The following is a 25,290-nucleotide window of genomic DNA, read 5'->3' on the forward strand; positions in this document are numbered from 1 at the left end:
TTCCATTTTCAGGTTCTTTTTTTCTGTTTTATTCCTTTAAAAAAAGATGAGAAAATAAATTGGTCTACCTTTTAAATGCCTTATTTTGTTGAAAAAGACAAAAGAGTAAGATAAACTAGAAAAGGTATAATGAGGACGATTTAGAAGAAAATCAAACAATTTAGTTAATTTGAGGTGGCAAACGTGGAAAATAGATACGCAATTATTTTAGCAGCTGGTAAAGGAACACGCATGAAATCTAAACTTTATAAAGTATTGCATCCAGTTGCTGGTAAACCAATGGTCGAACATATTTTAGATCAAGTAGAACAAACAGAACCAACAGAAATCGTGACGATCGTTGGACACGGGGCGGAAATGATTAAAAGCCATTTAGGCGAACGTAGTCAATATGCCTTACAAGCTGAACAATTGGGAACTGGGCATGCAGTCATGCAAGCACAAGAGTTATTAGGTGGTAAACAAGGAACAACATTAGTTATTACAGGGGATACGCCGTTATTAACTGCGGAAACCTTGAAAAATTTATTCGATTACCATCAAGGTAAGAATGCAAGTGCGACTATTTTAACAGCGCATGCGGAAGACCCAACAGGCTATGGTCGAATTATTCGTGATCATGTGGGCATTGTTGAACGAATCGTGGAACAAAAAGATGCCAGTGAAGAAGAAGCACGTGTTCAAGAAATTAATACAGGAACCTTCTGTTTTGATAATGAATCATTGTTTGAAGCGTTAGCGAAAACAGATACAAACAATACACAAGGGGAATACTATTTAACAGATATCATTGAAATTTTGAAAAAAGAAGGCAAAGCTGTCGCTGCTTACCAAATGGCAGACTTTGACGAAGCAATGGGTGTAAATGATCGTGTTGCTTTATCCACTGCTAATAAAATTATGCATCGTCGGTTAAATGAGATGCATATGCGAAATGGTGTTACATTTATTGATCCAGATACAACATATATTGATGAAGGCGTGGTAATTGGTTCAGACACAGTCATTGAAGCGGGAGTCACTATCAAAGGAAAAACAGTGATTGGCGAAGATTGCTTGATTGGCGCACATTCAGAAATCGTTGATAGTCATATCGGCAATCAAGTGGTTGTTAAACAGTCTGTGATTGAAGAAAGTGTGGTTCGCGAGGGGGCCGATGTGGGTCCGTATGCACATTTACGTCCTAAAGCAGATGTGGGGGTAAACGTACACATTGGTAACTTCGTGGAAGTAAAAAATGCAACAATCGATGAAGGCACAAAAGTGGGCCATTTAACATACGTTGGTGATGCAACATTAGGCAAAGATATTAATGTCGGTTGCGGCGTTGTTTTTGTTAATTATGATGGCAAAAATAAACACCAAACAATCGTGGGTGATCACGCGTTTATTGGCTCTGCAACGAACATTGTTGCACCAGTCACGATTGGTGATCATGCGGTGACTGCTGCTGGTTCAACCATCACAGAAGATGTCCCTTCAGAAGATTTGGCGATTGCACGTGCACGTCAAGTGAATAAAGAAGGCTATGCTAAAAAGTTACCTTATATGAAGGATTAAACTCAAATAAAAAAGAACGCTCTTTTGCTTAAGCAAAAGAGCGTTCTTTTTCCTCCTTAAAGACTAGACCAATTGCTTCTAGTATTTGTTTAGAGACGTCCAAGGACTAGACCAATGCTGTTTATTCGGTATTTTTAGTTATTTTTTTCAAAAAAATAGTTTTTGTTCCGCTTTTCCAATATAAAAAGACTTTCTTTTTTATAAAGTTCGTGTTTTAGTCAAAATTACTATTTTTTTCACAAACAAATCCGCTATATTGTCCAAAAATAAAAACAATTTACAGGAAAAACATCTTATTTTAACGGAATTTACTGTTTTTTATTTAACGGATATATTATGATAGGAAAAGAAGAGCAGCGTGATGGGGGAAGGCTCTTTTTGTTGTTTGTTACTTTGACAATTGTTTGTTGCAAATGGGTTGAAACACAAGGAGGAAATTTGTGAAAAAGTTGAGCTTTAAAAAAGTGAAGTGGAGCATGCATTTTTTAATGGCTGTTGCGTTGATAGCGCCAAGCGTTACTAGTACGGCATATGCAGTAGAAACAACGAGTCAACAAAGTTCAGAAGCAGTAACAAGTACCACCGATTCAAGTATAAAACAAGAACCAGTTATTACACAGGAAACAACAGACATCAAACAAGAAGCACCAAATCAGGCTACGAGTGACAGTGTCAAGCAGTCACAAAAAACCACGGCACCAACAGAGACGACGAATTTAGAAACGTCAACCGCTGAAAAAGAAGAAACGAGCACGCCGCAAAAAATAACAATTTTAGGTACGTCAGATGTTCATGGTCAATTATGGAATTGGTCTTATGAAGATGATAAAGAATTACCAGTCGGTTTGTCCCAAGTAAGTACAGTCGTCAACCAAGTCCGGGCGCAAAACCCAGCAGGCACCGTTTTAATTGATAATGGCGACAATATTCAAGGCACTATTTTAACAGATGACTTGTATAATAAAGCGCCTTTAGTGAATGAAAAGACCCATCCAATGATCACCGCCATGAATGTGATGAAGTATGATGCAATGGTTTTGGGAAATCATGAGTTTAATTTTGGTTTACCGTTAATCAAAAAAATTCAACAAGAAGCCACTTTTCCAATCTTGTCTGCGAATACCTACAATAAGGAAGATGGTCGTCGTTTTGTTGAAGGGACTACCACGAAGGAACTTGATTTTAATCAAGATGGGCTGCCAGATTTAAAAGTTGGGATTATCGGCTTAACAATCCCGCACATTCCTTTGTGGGATGGCCCTCGTGTTACTTCGCTTAATTTTTTACCTTTGAAAGAAGAAGCAGAAAAAGCAGTTGCTGAGTTGAAAACTAACGATCAGGCTGACATTATTGTTGCTTCGATTCATGCGGGACAACAAAATAGTGATCCGGCTGCCAGTGCCGACCAAGTAATTGAAAATGTCGCGGGGATTGATGCGTATATTCTAGGTCATGACCACCTTTCTTTTACCAAGCAAGGAGCAGCGCCGAATGGAAAAACTGTACCGGTAGGGGGACCGAAAGATACGGGGACAGAAGTTGTCAAAATTGATCTTTCAGTTGCTAAAAATGCCGATAAGTGGGAAGTGCAAGAAGGTACAGCAACGATTGTACCAACAACGAATGTTCCAGCAGATGAAGCAGTTAAGGCAGCGACAAAAGAATACCATGAAAAAACGCGAGCGTTTATTCAGGAGGAGATCGGCACAGCAACAGCTGATTTTTTACCAAAACAAGAAATTAAAGGAATTCCCGAAGCACAATTACAACCAACAGCGATGATTTCTTTAATTAATAACGTTCAAAAAGAAGTGACAGGTGCACAATTAAGTGCGGCAGCGCTGTTTAAATACGACAGTAAATTACCTGCGGGGAAGATTTCCTATGCTACGATTTTTGATATCTACAAATACCCAAATACCTTAGTGAGTGTTCCCATTAACGGTGAAAACTTACTGAAGTATTTAGAAAAACAAGGGGCGTACTATAACCAAACACAGCCAGATGATTTGACCATTAGTTTTAATCCAAACATTCGTGTATATAACTATGACATGATTTCTGGAGTGGACTACAAGATTGACATTTCAAAACCAGTGGGTGAACGAATTGTAGATGCGAAAATCGACGGCCAACCGTTGGATCTCCTGCCAAAGAATATACGATTGCTATGAATAATTATCGTTACGGCGGTTTAGCTAGCCAAGGGATTCAAGTAGGGGAACCTATTAAAAATTCTGATCCAGAAACCTTACGAGGAATGATTGTTGATTATATTAAGAAAAAAGGAACGCTTGATCCAGAACAAGAAATCGAACGAAATTGGTCAATTATTGGGACGAATTTTGATGAAAAATGGCGTGCCAAAGCAATCGAATTAGTGAATGACGGCACTCTTCAAATTCCGACTTCTCCTGATGGACGTACACCAAACGCCGCTGCTATTACGAAACAAGACGTCCGTAATGCGGGCTTTGATTTAGATAATGCATATACCATTATGCACACAAATGATGTTCATGGACGATTAGAAGCAGGGAAAGGCGAATTAGGTATGGCGCGTCTAAAAACCTTTAAAGACCAAGAAAACCCAACCTTGATGGTGGATGCAGGGGATGTTTTCCAAGGATTACCAATCTCCAATTTCTCCAAAGGCGCGGATATGGCCAAAGTAATGAATGAAGTTGGTTATGATGCCATGGCGGTGGGAAATCACGAGTTTGATTTTGGTTTAGAGATTGCACTAGGTTATAAAGATCAACTGAATTTTCCGATTTTATCTAGTAATACGTATTACAAAGATGGCAGTGGACGGGTTTTTGATCCGTATACAATCGTAGAAAAAGCCGGGAAAAAGTTTGCCATTGTAGGTGTGACGACCCCAGAAACAGCAACGAAAACACACCCGAAAAACGTGGAGAAGGTGACATTTAAAGACCCGATTCCAGAAGTAGAAGCAGTGATTAATGAAATTAAAGAGAAGTACGCGGATATTCAAGCTTTCGTGGTTACTGGGCATTTAGGCGTAGATGAAACGACGCCGCATATCTGGCGTGGTGATACGCTAGCAGAAACCCTTAGTCAAACATATCCTGAGTTAGATATCACTGTGATTGATGGCCATTCGCATACAGCCGTCGAAAGTGGCAAACGTTATGGCAAAGTGATCTATGCTCAAACAGGTAATTATTTAAATAATGTTGGAATTGTCACAGCACCAGAGAGTGAACCAACTAAGAAAACAGCAAAATTGATTTCAGCAGCAGAGTTGCTAGAATTGCCAGAAAACCCGGCAGTTAAAGCCATCGTTGATGAAGCACGAACGAATTTTAACGCTGAAAATGAAAAAGTAATTGTCGATTATATTCCATTCACATTGGATGGACAACGAGAAAATGTGCGCACACGAGAGACCAACTTAGGGAATTTGATTGGTGATGCGATTATGTCATATGGACAAGACGCGTTTAGTCAACCTGCTGATTTTGCAGTAACTAATGGTGGCGGCATTCGTGCTGATATTAAACAAGGGCCAATTAAAGTTGGGGATGTCATTGCTGTGTTACCTTTTGGCAATAGCATTGCGCAAATTCAAGTAACCGGCGCTCAAGTTAAAGAAATGTTTGAAATGTCTGTTCGTTCGATTCCACAAAAAGATGAGAATGGCACAATTTTACTAGATGATGCTGGCCAACCAAAACTTGGCGCAAATGGTGGTTTCCTACATGTTTCAAGCTCCATTCGTATCCACTATGATTCCACAAAACCAGGTACTCGCTTGGCTAGTGATGAAGGCAATGAAACAGGACAAACGATTGTCGGTAGTCGCGTATTAGGAATAGAAATTAAAAATCGGCAAACACAAAAGTTTGAACCATTGGATGAGAAGAAACAATACCGGATGGCTACCAATGATTTCTTAGCTGCTGGTGGTGATGGTTACGATATGCTAGGTGGTGAACGAGAAGAAGGGATTTCACTAGATGCTGTCTTGATTGAATACTTGAAAAGTGCAACCAGCTTGCGGTTGTATCGTGCAGCAACGACGATTGATTTAGCACAATATAAAGAACCATTCCCAGGCGAACGAATTGTTTCTATTTCGGAAGAAGCTTACAAAGAGTTAATCGGTGGAGGAGAGACGCCAAAACCAGATCCAACACCAGATCCAAAACCAGACCCGAAACCAGATCCAATACCAACACCAGAAACACCAGTAGCAACCAATAAACAAAACCAAGCGGGAGCAAGACAGAACAATCCATCCGTAACAGAGAAGAAAAAGTATGGCGGCTTTTTACCTAAAACGGGTACAGAAACAGAAACGCTTGCATTATATGGTTTACTGTTCGTTGGACTTTCTTCTTCTGGCTGGTATATTTATAAACGACGTAACAAAGCTAGTTAGTCATTTTTTAAGAACCGTCCTTCGGGATTGGTTCTTTTTTTATTTTAATGCTTGCCATTTGTTTTTAATTTTAGTATTATAAGAATATTCTAAAAATTAAAAAATGAAGAGTTTTTTCTGTGAAGGGAGAAAGGCATGAAAAGTAAACGTATAAAAGGACTTATCGGGTTAAGTTTAACAACGCTGTTAGTTTTAGCTGCTTGTGGTGGTGATGGGGGAGCTGGCGCCGAAAAAGCAAAGGGCGGATCAGAGAAAACTGCCGCTAAACAAGAATTTAAAGTAGTAGTTCAACAAGAAATGCCTTCTGCAGATTTATCTTTAGGAACAGATACAATTAGTTTTACGGCACTGAATAATGCGTATGAAGGAATTTATCGTTTAGATGATAAAAGCAAGCCGCAACCAGCAGGGGCTAAAGAAAAAGTGCAAGTCAGTGATGATGGTCTGACATACACAGTGAAACTAAGAGAAGAAGCAAAATGGTCCAATGGTGATCCTGTCACAGCTGCCGATTATGTTTTTAGTTGGCAACGTACAGCAGATCCTCAGACTGGCGCTGAGTATGCTTATTTTCTAGAAATGATTAAAAACGGTGCAGACATTGTAGCTGGTAAGAAACCAGTCTCTGAATTAGGCATTAAAGCAAACGGGGATTACGAGCTAGAAATTAAACTGGCAAAACCAACACCATATTTTGATTATTTACTGGCCTTTCCACTATTTTTCCCGCAACATCAAGCAACCGTAGAGAAATATGGCAAAGATTACGCTGCTTCCAGTGAAAAAGCAGTCTATAATGGTCCGTTTGTCTTAGCTAACTTTGAAGGGGCTGGCTCAGATACCAATTGGACTTTGGAAAAAAATGAAAACTATTGGGATAAAGACAATGTCAAATTAGATAAAATCAATTTTGATGTCGTCAAGGAGGCACCAACTGCCTTGAACTTATTCCAAGATGGTCAAGCAGACGATGTTATTTTAAGTGGCGAATTGGCCCAGCAAATGGCGAAGGATCCAGAATTGGTTATCGAAAAAGAAGCACGAACCAGCTATTTGGAATTTAATCAGCGAGATAAAAATTCACCGTATAATAATGTGAATTTACGCAAAGCAATTTCAGCAGCGATTGATCGCAACGCATTAGTAGATAAAATTTTAGGCGACGGCTCAGTAGTCGCTACCGGCTTAATTCCAGAAGGGATGTCGTATTCGCCGACAGATGACAAAGATTTTGCTGATGAAAATAAAAAAATTGTTGAATATAGCCCAGAAAAAGCAAAAGAATATTGGGCAAAAGCGAAGAAAGAATTGGGCATAACAACACTCAAAATGGATATTGTTGCCGATGATGTCGATTCTACGAAAAAGTTAGCGGAATATATTCAAGGTACGTTAAAGGATACTTTAGAGGGCATTGATGTAACAGTGAGCCCAGTGCCGTTTTCAGTTCGAATTGATCGAGGTAGTCGCGGCGATTTTGAGACAATCTTAGGTGGTTGGGCTGCGGATTACGCAGATCCAAGTAGTTTCTTAGACCTTTTTGTTACTGGTAATAACTATAATCGCGGGCGTTTTTCAAGTAAAGCCTACGATGAGTTGATTGAGGCTTCAGCTACAAGAGATGCTTCAGATCCTGAAAAACGTTGGGAAGACATGGTTAAGGCTGAGAAGTTATTGATTGGTGAAGAGACCGCTTTAGCACCACTTTATCAAAAGGCGACTGCCCATCTACGCAGTAAAGAAGTGAAAGGCGTCGTTGCCCATGGTGCTGGCGCACAATATGATTATAAGTGGACATATGTGACAGAAGAGTAGTTAAAAAGAGACACAGAATAGTCAAATCGACTGTTCTGTGTCTCTTTTAATTAAAATATTTCTGCTGTTCTTCTTTTAATTTTTCTGGGGTTACATCTTCACCAGTAGGATCATAAATAGTGACGCCCATTAATGTTTTATTGAATTGTTCACGAATGGTTCGCAAATATTCTTGTCGCAAATCGACACGAAGAGCTTGTTCTTCAGATGTTAAACCTTGTTCACGCTCTTTTTGTGCAAGCGTATTAATTCTTTTTAAAACCTCTAACATTTCTCATTTCCTTTCTATAATAATTCTTTTGCTAGGCGTTCAAACGATTGAAAGCGCGTTTGTTTGTCATAACCTGGGGTGATTAGCATTGCTTCTGTCAACCCTAGTTCTTCTTGTTGGTGGAAAAACTCCGCAACTTCTTGGCTACTACCAATGACAAAGCGTTGTTTATTTTGTTCTAAAACCAGTTTGTCCATTTCACTGTAAGGGAAAGCTAGGGCTTCTTCTGGCGATAAAAATTTATTAGGAAGCCCATGTTCGGTGGCAAAGATATAATGCTCGAAACTAGCCGCATGGTATTCTGCTTCTTCTTTCGTGTCGGCGGCAAAAGTGAAATACGCAGCGCTCACTTGCGGCTCTTGTTGTTCAATTACTGGTCGGAAATGCTTGTAATATGCTGACAATACTTCTTTGGGCAAATGTCCATGAATAAACTGAGCAAAGGAAAAATTAATGCCATATTCACCAGCTGAACGTGCGCTTTCTTTGCTAGCACCTAGTAACCAAGTTTGTGGTAATAGAACTTCCCGCGGAACAGCTGAAATTTTAGAATATAAATGATCTTCAGGAAATTCCTCTCTTAAAAAGAGTAAAATTTCAGGTAATTTATCAAATTGGTCTAGCTGTGGTGGCTGACCATTATTTAACGCTAACGTAGTCAAAGGGCTGCCGCCAGGCGAGCGGCCCATGCCTAAATCGATTCGATCAGGATATAAAGCTGCTAATGTTTTAAACGTTTCTGCGACTTTAAATGGCGCATAATGCATGGTCATGATGCCACCCGCGCCAACACGAATTTTTTCGGTGGCACTAGCAATATGTGCAACTAAAATTTCTGGCGTTGCACTGGCAAAGGCGTCTGAACCGTGATGTTCGGCATACCAAATTCTTGTGTAACCAAGTTTTTCCGCTAATTGAGCGAGCTCTTTGGCTTCTTGTAATGTGTCGCTTGCTGATTGATTTTTAGGAACCGTTAATTGATCTAAGATACTTAATTTCATGTATGTAGTCTCCTTTTTGGTTATTTTTTTGAAGCTACCGCTATTATTACGCAAGCATGTCAAAAAAAACAGTACGCACTTTTTAATTCCCTAGTGAGCGAAAAGTAACAAATAGATGTAGCCAAGGTCGATGATAAAAAATTCTCCGCTATGGCTTTTTGATGCTTTGTGTTAAAATGGAACATATGTACGCAATCAGCAATTGGAAAGGTGACAACATGTACGAATATATTATTGGAAAAGTAACGTTTGTTAGCCCATACTATATTGTCGTTGAAACAAATGGCATTGGCTATCAGATTTCAGTCGATAACCCGTATCGCTATTCAGGAAAAATGGATACGGATATTAAACTATATCTTCACCAAGTCGTGCGGGAAGATGCACAGCTATTATTTGGTTTTGGCAGTTTAGAAGAAAAACAATTGTTCTTAAAATTAATCAGTGTCTCTGGAATTGGCCCTAAAAGTGGTTTAGCTATCATGGCTTCTGTGGCTGATCATGGTGGTTTAATCAATGCAATTGAAGGGGAAGATGTTACATATTTAACGAAGTTCCCAGGTGTTGGCAAGAAAACAGCCCAACAAATGATTTTAGATTTAAAAGGAAAACTAGGCGAATTAGAGTCTTCCGAAGCAGCGGTTGCGGCCATGACCGCAACCGAAGTGGTGACAACAAGCAATCAAGCATTGGCAGAAGCGTTAGAAGCATTAAGTGCCCTAGGCTACAGTGACCGAGAGATTAAGCGTATCACTAAGCAATTGGAAGCGTTAGGTGAGACAACGACAGATGTTTATTTAAGCAATGCGTTAAAATTCATGATGAAACGCTAAGGAGGAATAACGATGACAGAAGAAGAACGGTTGCTTTCAGCTGCAAGTCAAGAAGCAGAAGCTTCAATTGAAAAATCGTTACGTCCACAATTTTTAGCACAATATATTGGTCAAGACAAAGTAAAACAAGAACTAACGATTTATATTGAAGCGGCGAAAAATCGGAATGAAGCGTTGGATCATACCCTTCTTTATGGTCCGCCAGGTTTAGGGAAAACGACAATGGCGATGGTCATCGCCAATGAAATGAATGTGAACATTCGTACCACAAGTGGACCAGCCATCGAACGGGCGGGAGATTTAGTCGCTATTTTGAACGAATTAGAGCCTGGCGATGTGTTATTTATCGATGAAATTCATCGTTTGCCGCGAGTTGTGGAAGAAATGCTGTATTCCGCAATGGAAGATTTTTACATTGATATCATGGTCGGTCAAGGAACCACGGCACATCCCGTTCATTTTCCGTTACCGCCTTTTACTTTAGTGGGCGCTACCACACGGGCAGGGATGCTTTCAGCGCCATTACGAGATCGTTTTGGGATTATTTCTCACATGGAGTATTATCAAGAGCAGGATTTAAAAGAAATCGTTCTTCGTTCCGCGGATATTTTTCAAACGGAGATTTTTGAGGAAGGTGCCTTTGAAATTGCGCGCCGCTCAAGAGGAACTCCCCGAATTGCTAATCGTTTGTTAAAACGTGTCCGTGATTTTGCCCAAGTCCAATCAGATGGCAAAATCGACCGAGCGATTGCAGACAAAGCGTTAACCTTACTGCAAGTGGACCATCAAGGCTTGGATTATGTCGATCAAAAATTGTTGAAAACAATGATTGATTTATACGGCGGCGGTCCAGTTGGTTTAAGTACCTTGTCTGTAAACATCGGTGAAGAAACCGAAACGGTGGAAGATATGTATGAACCCTATCTTATTCAAAAAGGTTTCATTAAACGAACACCGCGAGGACGAATTGCAACGCCATTTGCGTATGCACATTTTGGGTATGATTATTTAGAGGGTCGTAAAAATTAAAAATAAGTCAAAAGAAAGCAAGCCTTAACCGCTTGCTTTCTTTTGTTTCACGTGAAACGTTTGTTCTTATTTAGAAGAGTGGCATATTTCAGCTGTTGTAGGTATACTGTGTTTGTAATCGCTTTTAAATTGGAGGGATCAATGTTGAATAAAGAAATCAAAGGGGCATTAATTGTTTCTTGCCAAGCGTTGGCAGACGAACCGTTGCATAGTTCTTTTATCATGTCCAAGATGGCTTTGGCCGCTAAACAAGGAGGGGCTAAAGGTATTCGAGCAAATTCTGTGGTAGACATTCGAGCAATCCGGAAAGAGGTTGATTTACCAATCATTGGGATTATTAAACGAGATTATCCTGACGCAGAAGTATATATTACCGCAACTATGCGTGAGGTAGATGAGTTAATGGCTGTTCAGCCAGAAATTATCGCTCTCGATGCAACCCATTCGAAACGACCAAATGGCGAAACGTTAGCCACATTTTTCAAAAGAATAAAAGAAAAGTATCCTAACCAAGAATGGATGGCAGATTGTTCCACGCTGGAAGAGATGATTGAAGCGGCGGAGTTAGGTTTTGATTATATTGGCACAACGTTAGTCGGCTATACGCCGCAAAGTGAAAATCAGCGGATTGAACAAAATGATTTTGAACTGTTAAGAGAAGCAAAGAAGCATTTTACTACACCAATCATTGCAGAAGGAATGATTGATACGCCGGCAAAAGTCCAACGTGTTCTGGAGCTAGGTGCTTATAGCGTGGTGGTGGGATCTGTTATTACACGACCGCAAAAAATTACTGAAAAATTTGTAGAAGCTACGAAAATAAAACAGAATCAAGTATAAACTAAATACACTATCGATACACTCGTTATTTTTTGATAAATACACTTCGATACGGTCGCTTTTTTTCTAGAGAAAGCTGAATCTTTCAATAATGAAAAGGGATACACTCCGTTTGGCATAGTCCTTGCTGATAATAAATCAGTGTATAAAGCGCTATCATTTTTATAGGAGGGGTTTTATGAAGGGTTTATCAAAAAAGAAACGGGTGTCTACTTGGTTAGCGTTAGGAATCACCGTAGTCAGCTGTTTTGCGTTAAGCGGGGAAGTGCAAGCAAGTGTTGAAAGAACAAAAGTTGATGAATTTGCAAATGTTTTAGATGTGAGTGCATCACCAACCGAACGGACGAATGGCGTATACGATACCAATTATTTTAATAATTTTTCTGATTTAGGTGCATGGCATGGCTACTATTTACCTGAAAAAAGCAATAAAGAGCTACTGGGTGGTTTTGCAGGGCCATTGATTATTGCGGAAGAATATCCAGTAAACTTGGCGGCAAGTTTAAACAAATTAACGGTCAAAAATAAAAAAACGGGAGAAACCTATGATCTAAGCCAAAGCAACCGCATGGACCTGTCTTATTATCCTGGACGCCTAGAGCAAACCTATGAATTAGACGATCTAACGATTCATTTAGCTTTAATTTTTGTCAGCAATCGAACGGCGCTTATCCAAACGACACTTGAAAACACTGGTGAAGAGCCCTTGTCACTTGAAGCAAGCTGGACAGGTGCGGTCTTTGATAAAATTCAAGAGGGAACGGAAACCTTAGATATTGGTACTCGTTTAACTGCTAAAGACAATGATATTCAAGTGAATTTTGGTGAAGTCAGAGAAACGTGGAATTATTTTGCTACGAAAGACACAAAATATACGATTCATCATGCGGATAAAGTTTCAACAAAAATTGATAATCGGAATTATACAGCGACCGCTGAACCAATTGAATTGAAGCCTAAACAAACGTACAACACCTATACGACAGAAAGCTATACTTTTACAAAAGAAGAAGAGGCAAAGGAACAACAACAAGCACCCGAATATACCAAAAATGCGGCGCGCTATTTCAAAGAGAACAAGCAAAGATGGCAAGGATATCTAGATAAAACGTTTGATCAAAAGAAAACAGCAGAATTTCCTGAATATCAAAATGCGCTAGTCAAATCGATTGAAACGATTAATACCAATTGGCGAAGTGCGGCAGGTGCCTTTAAGCATGACGGGATTGTTCCGTCCATGTCTTATAAATGGTTTATTGGTATGTGGGCTTGGGATTCGTGGAAAGCGGATGTAGCAACGGCTGATTTTAATCCTGAGTTAGCTAAAAATAATATGCGGGCCTTGTTTGATTATCAAATTCAAAAAGATGATACCGTACGTCCACAAGATGCAGGAGCGATCATTGATGCTGTCTTTTACAATCAAGACAGTGCGCGTGGTGGTGAAGGTGGCAACTGGAATGAACGAAATTCTAAACCACCATTGGCTGCATGGGCAGTTTGGCATATTTATCAAGAAACCAAAGATAAGGAATTTTTAAAAGAAATGTATCCCAAACTTGTGGCTTATCATAATTGGTGGTATACCAACAGAGACCACAATAAAAATGGGATAGCAGAATATGGAAGCATGGTCAGTGATGCTCACTGGCAAAAAGACGACAAGGATCAAATCATTAAAGATAAAAATGGCCAACCTAAAGTGGATGATGATGCTGTTATTGAAGCAGCCGCGTGGGAAAGTGGCATGGATAACGCTACACGGTTTGACAAAGAAGGTGTGGGCAAAGGCGACGTGGGAGTTAAAGTTTTTGAAAACAAAAATAAAGGAAAAGTAGTGGGGTATTCGATTAATCAAGAATCAGTGGATTTGAATGCGTATCTCTACGCTGAAAAGGGCTATTTAGCTTCGATAGCAGAAGAACTAGGCAAAAAAGAGGACTATAAGAACTATCAAAAAGAAGCGAAGAAACTAAAAAAATATATTCAAGAAAATATGTTTGATGAAAAAACAGGCTTCTTCTATGACTTACAAATAAATGAAGACGGCTCGAAAACAAAATTGTTAGTCAATCGTGGCAAAGGAACAGAAGGCTGGTTGCCGCTCTGGGCAAAAGTAGCGACCAAAGAACAGGCGGCGGCAGTTAAGAAAAACATGATGAATCAAGAAATGTTCAATACCTTTATGCCATTCCCAACGGCATCCAAAGACAATGAAAAATTTGCTGCAACGAAATATTGGCGGGGACCAGTTTGGCTTGATCAAGCCTTGTTTGGTGTAGAAGCTCTTCAAAACTATGACTATACAAAAGAAGCAAAAGAAATGACACAAAAACTCTTCTTACATGCCGAAGGATTGATGGGAGAAGGACCTATTCATGAAAATTATGATCCACTGACAGGGAAGGGCCTAAGTACGAAAAACTTTAGTTGGTCAGCGGCAGCGTACTATTTACTGTATAAAAACACCTTATTAAGTAATAACCCCACAACGCAAACCGCTTTTGAAATAAAATAGAAAAACAGCTCTTGAGAAAATATCTCTCAAGAGCTGTTTTTTTTCTTCACTTGCTACAATCTGTTTCCCTCTGATTTAATTAAATGTAATTTATTTGTTTAAATAAATATATTCAATATAATTAAATAAAATACCTAAAAATAAACGATATGTACTTTTATTAAAAATGTTATTTAATAAAAATGAAATAGATATTCAATGAAATTGATTGTACAATGGTTAGTGAAGAGTGGGTTTAACGGAACCGAGTAATAAGAAATAAACTAATATTGAAACCAAACATTGCGACACCTCCTGCTCTAAGTTATGTTGAATTTCATTATAAGACAGATATCTTAGTTTCTTCAAGAACGAATTAGAAAAGTTTTTTTTAATTTATTGACGCCTAACAATTATAATGTGCAAAAAAATAATTCAAACAAATATATTATTCGATTATTTGATAATATTAAAGTTCGTAGAAATAATTTTTTAGAAAATAGTATATTTTATTTAATAAAAAAATAATACTTAATATTAACTTATTAATAGAAAGGAGCATATTATGGATGTGTTAGAGGCATTAAAGTATTTTAGAAAAAAGAAAAAAATTGCTCAGAAAGATGTTTTACCAAAAAAAGGGAAACAAACCTATCGAAGAATCGAAATTGGTGAAGCCAAGCTCAGTTACGAGGATTTAATGACAGCATTACAGTCACTTGGGATTACCTTTAATGAATTTTTTCATATGGTCTCTGAAACAAGAAGTACGGCTTCATCTAAAATTATGCATCAAATTGAATGTTGTCAAATGGGGTTGAACAATACAAGTGAAAAAAAGAACCTGATTCATTACTTTTATCAATTAGAGCGCAATCCCCAAAAAAACGCAGTAGAGATGTCTATTTATACAGATATTAAGCTAACTTTCAGTAATGATTGGGAGGAAATTCCAGAATTTGATGAAACTGATCGAATGGCAATTCTCGCACTTATCTCTAGCAAAAGCTACTATACATATTACGATTATCAAATGGTGACTAATACAGGGGCGTTATTTTCTGAAAACGAAGTCCTTCAGATTCTTGAGCAGATGTTTCCTGTCAAAGATGCTGAATTACGTGATACCCAAACATTAAATGTCGCCTATGGTTTTTACCTAAATATCATTACAGCGCAACTTTATAAGAAAAATTATGCGAAAGCCCGGGAATATTTAGCGCTAATGAGTGTTACCACGATTCCTGCCGAAATCTACTATATTCATTTTAACTTACGTTATTTAAAAAATCTTACGTATTATCTGTACACTGGCAAAATGAGATATTATAAAGAAGTAATCACCGTTATTGATATGATTGAAAGTTTTGGGGATGCACGTTTGGCGGAAGGCATGAAAAAAGAAATGCTTCAGCTGACGGCTGGTCGGACATTTAATTTAGATTATGGACAATTTCCTGTGAATATTGTCACTGAAAAATAAAAAGCACCCCCGCAAGGTCAAACTTGCGGGGGGTGCTGATGTTAAACAATAATGTTATCTCTAATCATATCTAAATCTTTAATCAAAATTTTGCGGTTACGTAGTTCAATTGCCCCTAACTCTTTTAGTTGCTGCATCATCCGGTTAACGCTACTAGCAGAAGTTATCCCGCAAAAATGCGCAATTTCTTCATTGGTCACCACGAAATCAATTAAAATACCTTCCTCTGTTTCTACGCCAAATGAATCGTACATTTCATAGATTTGTGTACAAACGGCCCCAAATTTGCCATTCATCAACATTTGCTGCATCTTTTTCATGGAATGCATTAAACGGTCCCGATAGTATTCTTTGACATACATTTGCAAGTCTTTACTATTATTGATATCCCGCCAAAATTGAACACGGTCGATTTGGTAAAGTTCTGCTTGTGGAGATTCGATGCGAATATTAAAAGGTGCATCAATAAATTCTGAATATTCATCACGTAGCAATGAAACAATTTCCAAATTGTTGATATAACGTAAATTAAATTCACGACCGTCTTTGGAAATAACGCTAGTTTTGATGATGCCACTTTTTAAAATATAGGCATAACGATCTTGCAGTCCTTCATAAGTTAAATAATTTTTCTTCTTTTTTACAACGACTCGAAAAGAATGTTCATCTAAGTAGTCTTGTAAAACATTTCTCATTGGCGGTAACTCCTCAATTATCTCTAAATATTTTTGTTTTTGCCTGTTGGGCTTCTTTCTTATTTAAGCGAATTGGACATCATATGTCAATAACAAATGTTGATAAAAAAGGTCAATTAAACGCTATTTTGAAAAATAAAATCAGCTTTTAGATAATTTTGCCAAAAATTTCGCTTAATGAGTATTAAAAATATTTTTTTTATTTTATGTGCTCAAATATTTTTCAAAAAGAAAAAATTGTATTAAGGTAATAGTAGAAAGGGAGGAGATTTAATGACAGAACCAAACTTAAAAGACCCAAGAAAGTTATTTTATAGTGATGGATTTCCGCAACAAGATCAAGAAACTCCCGCATTACAGGACAAAATGGTCCCTAAACCAGATTGTGGGGAAGACAGCTATGTCGGAAATCACAAATTAGAAAATCGTCGGGTATTAATTACAGGCGGTGATTCTGGGATTGGACGAGCTGCGGCGATTGCTTTTGCTCGTGAAGGCGCAGATATCGCCTTACATTTTTTCCCAGGTGAAGAAAAAGACGCCGAAGAAGTGGCGCACTATATACGAGAAGCTGGCCGAAAAGTCGTTCTTTTGCCAGCAGATTTAAGAGATAAACAGGCACCTGAAAAATTGGTTGCACAAGCTCATGAAGCATTAGGCGGCTTGGATACCCTTGTTTTAAATGCAGCTCAACAAATTTCCTGTGCCGCTATTGAAGAATTACCAATGGAACAAGTGATAGACACTTTCCATGTTAATATTATTGCGATGTTTGGCATTGTCAAAGCAGCAGTGCCTCACTTGCCTGCCGGAAGTAGCATTGTGACAACGACTTCCGTCCAAGCCTTTAATCCCAGTGAGCATTTGTTGGATTATGCAGCAACGAAGGCATCAATTGCCAACTTTACCGTTGGTTTAGCAAAACAACTGGCACCAAAAGGCATTCGGGTAAATGGCGTGGCTCCAGGACCAATCTGGACACCGTTACAGTTAGATCATGGACAACCAATTGAAGAGTTGCCAGAATTTGGGCAACATTCTTTACTGGAACGTGCGGGTCAGCCTGCTGAATTAGCCCCTGTTTATGTTTTCTTGGCGTCCAATGATGCAAGTTATGTTACGGCTCAAGTTTATGGCGTAACTGGTGGAGAAGCAATTAATCTTTAGGAGGGATGTTCCGTGAATAAAGTTGTTAAAATACTTTTGCTTTTAGGTTCACTGATTTTAATGGCATTATTTGGCGCGGTGGCCATCACCACTTGGTCAGCCGATACAGCTTGGCAACCACCAGATAATGTCCAATGGTTCTTGCAAGACAACGAGTACGCACGTCAAGCAATCTTTTGGGTAGCGCTGGTTTTACTAGGAATTATGCTCTTTCTATTTTTATTCATTCTTTTATTCCCAAGAAGAAAAGGCACGTTTGAATTAAAAGAAGAGCAAGGAAAGTTAGTGTTACACCGTAAAGCCATCGAAGGATTTGTACGCTCTAGCTTGCAAGACAGTGACTTTCTGGAAGCACCAACCATTCGTGTAAAGGCGACAAAACGGCGCATTAAGGTCAATGTCAAAGGCACACTGAAACGAACGGCAGATTTAATTGGACAAACAGAAGCTTGGTCAAAAACAATGGAAGAACGGCTTGCTCGTTTGGTGGGAACTGGTCACAAGATTACGATTGATGTTCATTTTGAAGATATTCAATCAATGAAACGACCACAACAACAGCAAACACAAGCACGTGTGGAGTAGGAGGGATGTACAATGGTTGAATGGATAAAACAATATGCCGTTCCGTTAATTGGTGGCCTAGTCGGCTTAGTTTTTGCAATCTTGTTTCTGTCAATCGGCTTCTTTAAAACATTGTTAGTAGTACTCCTGACAGGACTAGGTATTTGGCTAGGTTTGTATTTGGAACAGACAGGCATTGTCAAAAATTATTTTCATCATAAATAGGAGGTTTTGGCTATGGAAAATGCAAATGTATCGATTGTTAAAGGTGAGTTGACGTTTGAGGATAAAGTAATCCAAAAAATTATTGGCATTGCTTTGGAAGAAGTCGACGGTTTGTTAACTGTGGACGGCGGTTTTTTCTCGAATTTACGAGATAAAATGATTAATAGTGAAGATGTTACAACAGGCATTCACACCGAGGTCGGCAAAAAACAAGTCGCAGTGGATATGGACATTGTAGCCGAATACGGGAAAGATATCGAGACCATTTATGATCAAATGAAAGAGGTTATTACTCGCGAAGTCCAACAAATGACTCACTTGGAAGTAATCGAAGTCAATGTCAACGTAGTAGATATCAAAACACAAGCAGAGTACCAAGAAGAAAGTGAAACAGTCCAAGATAAACTTGGCAACGCCGCTGAAGCGACAGGTAGTTTTATGTCAAAACAAACCAACAAAGCCAAACATGCGGTAACTAAAGGCAAGACAAAAGTCAAAGAAAACACGGCACCTCGTGTTCAATAATTGGTTATTATTTTATTAAAAATAAAGCAATAATAGAAGAAACTAGGAGGAATGAACCATGAGTAACGAAAAATTCAATAATGTACCAAAACCAGCAGGAAACGGACCACACACACCAGAAGATCATGCAATCAAAGGTGAATTAACATTTGAAGATAAAGTCGTTCAAAAAATTATCGGTTTAGCCTTAGAAAATGTCGATGGTCTATTAACAGTCGATGGCGGCTTTTTCTCAAATATTGCTGAAAAATTAGTAAACACAGATAACGTCACAGCGGGTATTGATACCGAAGTTGGTAAAAAACAAGTCGCTGTTGATATGGATATCGTAGTAGAATACGGCAAAGATATTCAAGACATTTACGAAAAAATGAAAGAATTAATCAGCCGTGAAGTGAAAAAAATGACCCACTTAGATGTGATTGAAGTGAATGTTAACGTAGTTGATATCAAATCAAAAGAAGAATACGAAGAAGATAGCGAAACGGTTCAAGATAAAGTCACAGGCGCTGCCAAAAGTACCGGTGAATTTGCTTCTGAACAAACAGAAAAAGCAAAAAAAGCTGTGAATAAAGGAACAGAACAAGTCAAAGAAAATATGGAACCACGTGTAGAATAAACAGTTAAAGGGAGGAAACAATCATGGGCTTTATTTGGGCATTAATTGTCGGTGGTGTCATTGGGGCAATCGCTGGAGCAATTACTAAAAAAGGATCATCGATGGGTATTATTGCCAATATCATTGCAGGGTTAGTTGGTTCAACAATTGGTCAAGCCATTTTAGGCACATGGGGACCAAGCTTAGCTGGGATGGCTATTGTGCCATCGATTATCGGGGCAGTGATTTTAGTTGCCATCGTTTCATGGATTTTAGGACGAAAATAGAGAAAGTTTAAAAAAATAGGGCATAAGTCGTTTCGGCTTATGTCCTATTTTTCTTTTTCTATGTATGAGGAAGTTTCGTATGAAAAGTAAATTTTGAGCAATTAGCCAAGAGCTTATTTTAATTAAAATCATTAATCATTTTGGCTTTTCAACAAAAATCAACAACATTTGTTGAAGTTATTTGTAGATAACGTTTATCATTCACAAATTTACATTTTTTTGTAACGGATATCTCGTATAGTAATAACTGCAAATGAATTTCAGAAAATTTTTTGATAAGTCATCAAAGTGAGGGGATAGCGGTCTTTTATTGAAAAATAGCAACACAAAATAAACAGAACAAAAGAGAGAGGAATTCAAAGAATTATGACAGAACAAACACCAACAAAGCTTTTGAATAAAGGCTTTATCAGTATTACAGTGATTAATTTCATTGTCTATCTTGTTTATTATTTATTAATGGTTATTATTGCGGTGATTGCGCAAGATAGCTTACATGCTACTTTAGGTCAAGCGGGTCTGGCCTCAGGAATTTACATCATCGGGACATTGCTTGCACGACTTTTCATGGGAAAACTCCTTGAACTGATTGGGCGCAAACAAGTCTTACGTTATGGGGCTTTGTTTTATCTTTTAACGACTGTTGCGTATATGTATATGCCAAGTATGGGCATTCTTTATCTGGTCCGTTTTTTAAATGGGTTTGGTTACGGAACCGTTTCGACAGCGACCAACGCAATTGTTACCGCCTATATCCCTAAAAATAAAAAAGGGGAAGGGATCAATTATTATGGGTTGAGTACTAGTTTAGCAGCCGGCATTGGGCCATTTATTGGGATGTTATTGTTAAATGTTTCCAACTTCCATGTCATTATTAACTTTTCAATTATTTTAATTTTGTTAACAACCATTGCTTGCTTCATTTTCCCAGTGAAAAATATTGAGTTAACACCTGAACATCGTGAAGCTTTATCTAAATGGAATTTTGATAGTTTTGTTGAAAAGAAAGTTTTATTTATTACATTTATCGCCTTTTTAATGGGTCTTGCTTATTCAAGTGTCTTATCTTTCTTATCTTCTTATGTCAAAGTAATCGATTTAGTTGACGTCAGCACCTTCTTCTTTATCGTCTATGCAGTCGTGATTACCTTAACACGTCCATCGACAGGTCGGATTTTCGATGTCAAAGGTGAACGCTACGTCATGTATCCGAGCTACATTTTCTTAACACTAGGCTTATTCTTATTAAGTATGACTACGTCTGGTTGGATGTTATTAGTTTCAGGTGGGTTAATTGGCTTAGGTTATGGTACTTTCATGTCAAATGGCCAAGCGGTTTGTCTTCAAGAAAGCCCAAGTCCTCACCGTATCGGGATTGCTTTATCAACTTATTTCATCGGTTTAGACCTTGGATTAGGGGTTGGTCCGTACGTTTTAGGTGAATTACGTAACTTTATGTCATTCCAACAAATGTACTTCTTAGCAGGCTGTATCCCAATCGTTTGTACCATTTTATATATGGTCTTCCACAAAGCTAAAAATGATGCCAAAGATTTGTCTCTTGAAACGATTGAAGAGATTGAACACGGCTCCGAACTATAAATGAACAAGGAGTGATTTCAATGCCTAACGATGAACGGATTTTAAACGTTTTACAACAAACACTAACGGAAATTCAACGCATGAACACGCGTTTAGCTAAAATTGAAACAGAGTTAGCCGATGTCGATCAACATCACGCGACTTTGGATCATTACTTGCAAGAGCTAGAATTGGTGACAGAAAATAATAACGTCATGTAAAGTGAGTAGTTAGTAAATGAATGTTCTACGTTTCGGTATCACTAGAGTGGAACATTGAAAATTTTCGTAAAAAACGCCAAAAGGTAGCAGAAAAACTGCTACCTTTTGGCGTTTTTTGTAATTTAAAGAAAATAAGCAAGAAGAGCGTGGGACAAAAATCACTTTGGATTTTTGCTCCATGCTCAAAAACTGATAAACGGCGGGAACAGAAGCAACTCCTTCGGAAATAAGCCGAAATTCTCCAAAAATTAAAGAACAATTTTCGGAAATTCCTTCTTATTTCTCGGAGCTAAACACTTCTGTCCCGACCTCCTCTTGCTTATTTTTATCACTTAAAATGTTTCACGTGAAAACTTTTAAAAGTGGCGTGGACTTTGTTTGGTGACAATTTGTGTATTTAAATTTTCTAAGCTTTGCGCTAGTTCACCAATGCTAGCGGAAAAATCAACATAATAAGTAGGAATCGTTGATTTGACACTAACTTCTGAAAAGATATCTGTAATAATTACATCGAAAGGCTTTTCTGGTGAAGCGACAAAAATTAATTTTTTATCCACGGCTTTACTTAGCTTTTCATAAAGGGTATCTAAAATTAAATTACTTTGATTGGTCCTTACTAAGACACGAATCGGTGGTAAAGATTTCGTTTTCAGTGTACAAAAAAGAATGAACAAGCAGTCAACTAACAATTTTTCATTGCCCATCAATGTTGGAAGCATTTCAATTGTAAGGCGCTTCACATCTTTGTAGAGACTTGGATTTTTTTGAAGTGCTTCTTTTAAAAAGCTTTCTTGCACAAATGGATTGGCAATCGTAACAAAGGTCTTAAAAAAGACACTTAAATTTTGGATAGAAGTATATAGATAAAGATACTCGTGAAATGTCAATTTAATTTGATAAAAAGACGTTAGTTGATAAATGATCTCTTTAATGGGTGAGCCTAATAGCTGGACCATATGCATCCGTGCTGCAGGAATTTCCAAGACATCTTGTGTGGCGTAGCTGACACTAATCGTCAATAAGAAAAAGGCAAAAAGTCCTTCTTTTTGTATAAATTTTGTTGGAACTTGGTGTAAGGCTTCTTCTTTAAAAAACAATTCAAATTCACTCAGATTAACAAAGGGATTAACAATCGCTTCTTCCTCCACGAAAGTTTCTTTGATAAAAAAGCCCTCTTTCCAACGCGCTAAAATCACAGCAGAAAAAATTAAGTCTTTTGTAAAATCTTGTGTTGTATTGAAAGAAACAGAGTGTTTTAAACGTCGAAAGAGACTATGGACTTCTTTTTTAGTAATCGTGTGCAACGGCCAATCGCCTTCAGAGTAATTGTTCCAAAAAAGCATCATAAAGAAAATCCGGATATCTTTTTCTTTGCCCACCAACACATTGGTACGTTTTAAATTGATTTCAATCTGATATTTTTGGAGCCATTGGTTTAATTGTCCAATTTTTCGCGTAAAGGTTGATGAAGAAATTTCTAGGACTTTTTCAAAATGTTTGCTATCAATTGCATTATGATTAAAGGCGTAGGTCAACACTTGATATGCGAAACTTTTTTTGACAAAGTAAGGCATCAAGAACGATAGTTGGAAATAGGGTGCAAACCAAAATGTGATTTCTTTGACGTTTGCCGACAAAGAAAATAAGTTCTCCCAGCCGTTCTTTTCAATTTCTGTTTGGAGCAAAGCCACGGATTGTAGAATGGTATTTTGTTGCATTTTTAATTGAGTGGCTAAAGTAGAAATCGCCAATGTTTGCTCTTCTGCTTCACGACGTTCGAGTAACTCTTCTAAAAGAGCAAAACTTTTACGATAAGGTACATCAAGTAATCCTGTTAACATCCGATTCCCTCCAAACTGTTTTCCCCACGTAATTTGGCAAAATAAATTTTGCGAACTACTTGTTTTAGGTTATAGTATTCGTCTAAATAAGGAACGGGATGCCAATAAAAGGTTTTGCTGGCGTGAAAAAGCGGATTATTTTTGTCAGTAATGACTAGGTCAGGCACTTCTTGAATATGATTGACGAATTTCAAAGGAACATCGCAATAATTATTGATTTCCTTCGCTAACCAATTTTCTTGTATCTGATTAATAGATGAATGAAGTAAAATTTTAACAGGAATTTGTTTGTTTAATAAAACACTCCGAATAATTAAAAAAATGGTTTCTTTAAATAATGCATCTAGTGGGTGCTCTTTGTCAAAAGGCAAACGCTTTAAGAAATAGTTGGTTGTTCGCGAAACATTTGGGTATTGCTTTTCATACAAAGAGACGTTAGCAACCTCATAGCTCAATTCCTCTTCCACAGGGAAATGAATCAGTCGTTCACTGGCATTAGATAAATTAACCAACAAAAAGACCACTTCTATTGCGCTTAAATCCAACTGTAATTGCGTACATTTTTCAAAAATCCAGGTGACATGGGGACTTTCATCCATGCCCATAATCGCTAAGTTGGCAAAGTTGACCGTTTCTATTTGTTCAAGTGAATACATCGTTAATGTACTGAAAAAATCATAGTAGAAACGAATTTCAGCCCGCCATGTGTCGGGTTCTTTTTGTTCATTAATAAAACAATCATTCACTAATAATTGAAATTCTGAATAAGGAAAGGCTAAATTGATCGTAGCAATTTCAGGATAATCGCTGATTGTAAAATCAGATTGGTAACGGAGTAAACCTATGGACATAATTAATTTTAATTTGCGTAAATCGGTATATGTAAAGTAAGGATAACGGTTTTTGATGATTTCAATAAAATTCTGCAATTGCGCTTGATTGGTTTTAGATAAAAAAGGAACGAGAGAAGTTCCTGAAATGAAAAATAAGGAGTAAAAGAAACTACGAAAATCTTTCTCTTTGCCACAAATTTTTTCGCGCCTTTTTAAATTTAAATAACAATTAAATCTAGCTAAATAATTGTTTAAACGGTCACTGACTTGTTTAAAGATAGAAAAGTTAATGAAATGTTCTTCACAAAAATCTTTGGCTGAAGTGTAGCGTTTTAAAAGTAAATCCAGGGCTAACATATAGGTTAGTGACCCGCGGACAACAGCTTCTTTCATTAACTCAATCGGGATATTTTCATCGGCGACTAATTCTATGGACTGTTGATTATTAATGATGCGAATATGTACATTTTCATGTGTATTGACTCGAGAAATTAACAAAGTTAATTGATTCAATAAATTGTTGATATTGTAATGGGAAAATTCATATTTTCGTCGGAGTACTTGCATGGGGACTTTTTCTTTACTGTCATACAAGTATTCAATTAGGGAAAGTAACTGAATTTCCTGTTTGGTTAATAAGTTATGCATAATAACCACCTTTCTAATTGGTTATGATTGTTTGATTTTTCAGATAATACAGATAGGGCATTCTTTTTTAAATGACATTTGACAATTGCCAGTGAAAGAACTAGTTGTTCTTATGCTACTGTATCTATTCTTAAAAATCAAGAAGAACTGAATGTGTCAAATGGAAGAAAACATGGACAAAAAATGATAGAGCAAAAAATTATTAAGAAAAACAACCAGTTTATATAAAACATTTAAATAACAAAAATGATAATGTGAGTCTGTTGATTTTTTAGCTTAAATAGCTCATACAAATAGGCTTTTTTGTCTGGTTAGTTCTTATGAAAAAAATTTAAAAAAACGGTATAGTGGAAGGAGGAATAGTAAAA

At 37.6% G+C, this 25,290-nt stretch carries 20 protein-coding genes and 1 pseudogene; 16 read left to right on the top strand and 5 right to left on the bottom strand.

Annotated elements, in window-relative coordinates; translation table 11 throughout:
- The first annotated feature begins 174 nt into the window (after positions 1–174).
- The 3 genes and pseudogenes from glmU (at position 175) to IGJ24_RS00270 (ending at position 7,783) form a co-directional block, all read left to right on the top strand.
- Positions 175–1,560 carry a bifunctional UDP-N-acetylglucosamine diphosphorylase/glucosamine-1-phosphate N-acetyltransferase GlmU gene (gene glmU, locus IGJ24_RS00260; protein ID WP_271706453.1) on the top strand — a complete coding sequence of 462 codons (1,386 nt, stop codon included), beginning with the start codon at positions 175–177 and terminating at the stop codon, positions 1,558–1,560.
- Positions 1,561–2,000: 440 nt separating this feature from the next.
- Positions 2,001–5,968: pseudogene (locus IGJ24_RS00265) on the top strand (5'-nucleotidase C-terminal domain-containing protein).
- A 135-nt stretch (positions 5,969–6,103) separates the two neighbouring features.
- A complete protein-coding gene (locus tag IGJ24_RS00270) occupies positions 6,104–7,783 on the top strand; it encodes a peptide ABC transporter substrate-binding protein (protein WP_202229244.1) in 1,680 nt (559 codons plus the stop codon).
- A 46-nt stretch (positions 7,784–7,829) separates the two neighbouring features.
- Here the strand turns inward: IGJ24_RS00270 and IGJ24_RS00275 are convergent, their stop codons facing one another.
- Both IGJ24_RS00275 and IGJ24_RS00280 read right to left on the bottom strand, forming a co-directional pair.
- Complete coding sequence (locus IGJ24_RS00275; RefSeq protein ID WP_010709117.1) at positions 7,830–8,054, bottom strand: DUF896 domain-containing protein; 225 nt, start codon at positions 8,052–8,054, stop codon at positions 7,830–7,832.
- A 14-nt stretch (positions 8,055–8,068) separates the two neighbouring features.
- Positions 8,069–9,055, bottom strand: coding sequence for an LLM class flavin-dependent oxidoreductase (locus tag IGJ24_RS00280; RefSeq protein WP_002410385.1), 987 nt, complete (start codon positions 9,053–9,055; stop codon positions 8,069–8,071).
- Between the two features lie 218 nt (positions 9,056–9,273).
- Here IGJ24_RS00280 and ruvA point away from each other — a divergent pair, with 218 nt between their 5' ends.
- The 5 genes from ruvA (at position 9,274) to IGJ24_RS00305 (ending at position 15,737) form a co-directional block, all read left to right on the top strand.
- Positions 9,274–9,888 carry a Holliday junction branch migration protein RuvA gene (gene ruvA / locus IGJ24_RS00285; RefSeq protein ID WP_002361491.1) on the top strand — a complete coding sequence of 205 codons (615 nt, stop codon included), beginning with the start codon at positions 9,274–9,276 and terminating at the stop codon, positions 9,886–9,888.
- Positions 9,889–9,900: 12 nt separating this feature from the next.
- The gene (gene ruvB / locus IGJ24_RS00290) at positions 9,901–10,917 is read left to right on the top strand and encodes a Holliday junction branch migration DNA helicase RuvB (RefSeq protein WP_002381340.1); all 1,017 of its coding nucleotides are present in this window, start codon (positions 9,901–9,903) and stop codon (positions 10,915–10,917) included.
- A 141-nt stretch (positions 10,918–11,058) separates the two neighbouring features.
- Positions 11,059–11,757 carry an N-acetylmannosamine-6-phosphate 2-epimerase gene (locus IGJ24_RS00295; RefSeq protein WP_002368609.1) on the top strand — a complete coding sequence of 233 codons (699 nt, stop codon included), beginning with the start codon at positions 11,059–11,061 and terminating at the stop codon, positions 11,755–11,757.
- A gap of 178 nt (positions 11,758–11,935) precedes the next feature.
- Positions 11,936–14,275: an alpha-glucosidase gene (gene ygjK / locus IGJ24_RS00300; protein ID WP_002386404.1), complete on the top strand. Its 2,340-nt coding sequence runs from the start codon at positions 11,936–11,938 to the stop codon at positions 14,273–14,275.
- Positions 14,276–14,819: 544 nt separating this feature from the next.
- Positions 14,820–15,737, top strand: coding sequence for a helix-turn-helix domain-containing protein (locus IGJ24_RS00305; RefSeq protein ID WP_010713649.1), 918 nt, complete (start codon positions 14,820–14,822; stop codon positions 15,735–15,737).
- Positions 15,738–15,778: 41 nt separating this feature from the next.
- Here the strand turns inward: IGJ24_RS00305 and IGJ24_RS00310 are convergent, their stop codons facing one another.
- Positions 15,779–16,432 carry a Crp/Fnr family transcriptional regulator gene (locus tag IGJ24_RS00310; protein ID WP_002356081.1) on the bottom strand — a complete coding sequence of 218 codons (654 nt, stop codon included), beginning with the start codon at positions 16,430–16,432 and terminating at the stop codon, positions 15,779–15,781.
- A gap of 273 nt (positions 16,433–16,705) precedes the next feature.
- Between IGJ24_RS00310 and IGJ24_RS00315 the strand changes: the two genes are divergently transcribed.
- The 8 genes from IGJ24_RS00315 to IGJ24_RS00350 all read left to right on the top strand — a co-directional run bounded on the left by IGJ24_RS00315 (position 16,706) and on the right by IGJ24_RS00350 (position 21,600).
- The gene (locus tag IGJ24_RS00315; protein WP_002356084.1) at positions 16,706–17,599 is read left to right on the top strand and encodes an SDR family oxidoreductase; all 894 of its coding nucleotides are present in this window, start codon (positions 16,706–16,708) and stop codon (positions 17,597–17,599) included.
- A 12-nt stretch (positions 17,600–17,611) separates the two neighbouring features.
- Positions 17,612–18,184: an alkaline shock response membrane anchor protein AmaP gene (amaP, locus tag IGJ24_RS00320; RefSeq protein ID WP_002381343.1), complete on the top strand. Its 573-nt coding sequence runs from the start codon at positions 17,612–17,614 to the stop codon at positions 18,182–18,184.
- A 12-nt stretch (positions 18,185–18,196) separates the two neighbouring features.
- Entirely contained in the window at positions 18,197–18,388 is a 192-nt protein-coding gene (locus tag IGJ24_RS00325; RefSeq protein WP_002356087.1) for a DUF2273 domain-containing protein, read from the top strand.
- Positions 18,389–18,400: 12 nt separating this feature from the next.
- Positions 18,401–18,913: an Asp23/Gls24 family envelope stress response protein gene (locus IGJ24_RS00330; protein ID WP_002383483.1), complete on the top strand. Its 513-nt coding sequence runs from the start codon at positions 18,401–18,403 to the stop codon at positions 18,911–18,913.
- A gap of 58 nt (positions 18,914–18,971) precedes the next feature.
- Positions 18,972–19,532, top strand: coding sequence for an Asp23/Gls24 family envelope stress response protein (locus IGJ24_RS00335; protein ID WP_002356090.1), 561 nt, complete (start codon positions 18,972–18,974; stop codon positions 19,530–19,532).
- 23 nt (positions 19,533–19,555) lie between these two features.
- A complete protein-coding gene (locus IGJ24_RS00340; RefSeq protein ID WP_002356092.1) occupies positions 19,556–19,798 on the top strand; it encodes a GlsB/YeaQ/YmgE family stress response membrane protein in 243 nt (80 codons plus the stop codon).
- A gap of 366 nt (positions 19,799–20,164) precedes the next feature.
- Complete coding sequence (locus tag IGJ24_RS00345; protein ID WP_002356101.1) at positions 20,165–21,400, top strand: MFS transporter; 1,236 nt, start codon at positions 20,165–20,167, stop codon at positions 21,398–21,400.
- Positions 21,401–21,420: 20 nt separating this feature from the next.
- Entirely contained in the window at positions 21,421–21,600 is a 180-nt protein-coding gene (locus tag IGJ24_RS00350) for a hypothetical protein (RefSeq protein WP_002381345.1), read from the top strand.
- 356 nt (positions 21,601–21,956) lie between these two features.
- Here the strand turns inward: IGJ24_RS00350 and IGJ24_RS00355 are convergent, their stop codons facing one another.
- Positions 21,957–23,441 (bottom strand): helix-turn-helix domain-containing protein, encoded by a 1,485-nt coding sequence (locus IGJ24_RS00355; protein ID WP_002379258.1) that lies wholly within the window; start codon positions 23,439–23,441, stop codon positions 21,957–21,959.
- Positions 23,435–24,922, bottom strand: coding sequence for a helix-turn-helix domain-containing protein (locus IGJ24_RS00360; protein WP_010711885.1), 1,488 nt, complete (start codon positions 24,920–24,922; stop codon positions 23,435–23,437). The genes IGJ24_RS00355 and IGJ24_RS00360 overlap by 7 nt, the downstream gene beginning before the upstream one ends.
- Positions 24,923–25,290 lie beyond the last annotated feature (368 nt).

The sequence above is a fragment of the Enterococcus sp. DIV0546 genome (assembly GCF_051712785.1).
Lineage (GTDB): Bacteria > Bacillota > Bacilli > Lactobacillales > Enterococcaceae > Enterococcus > Enterococcus faecalis.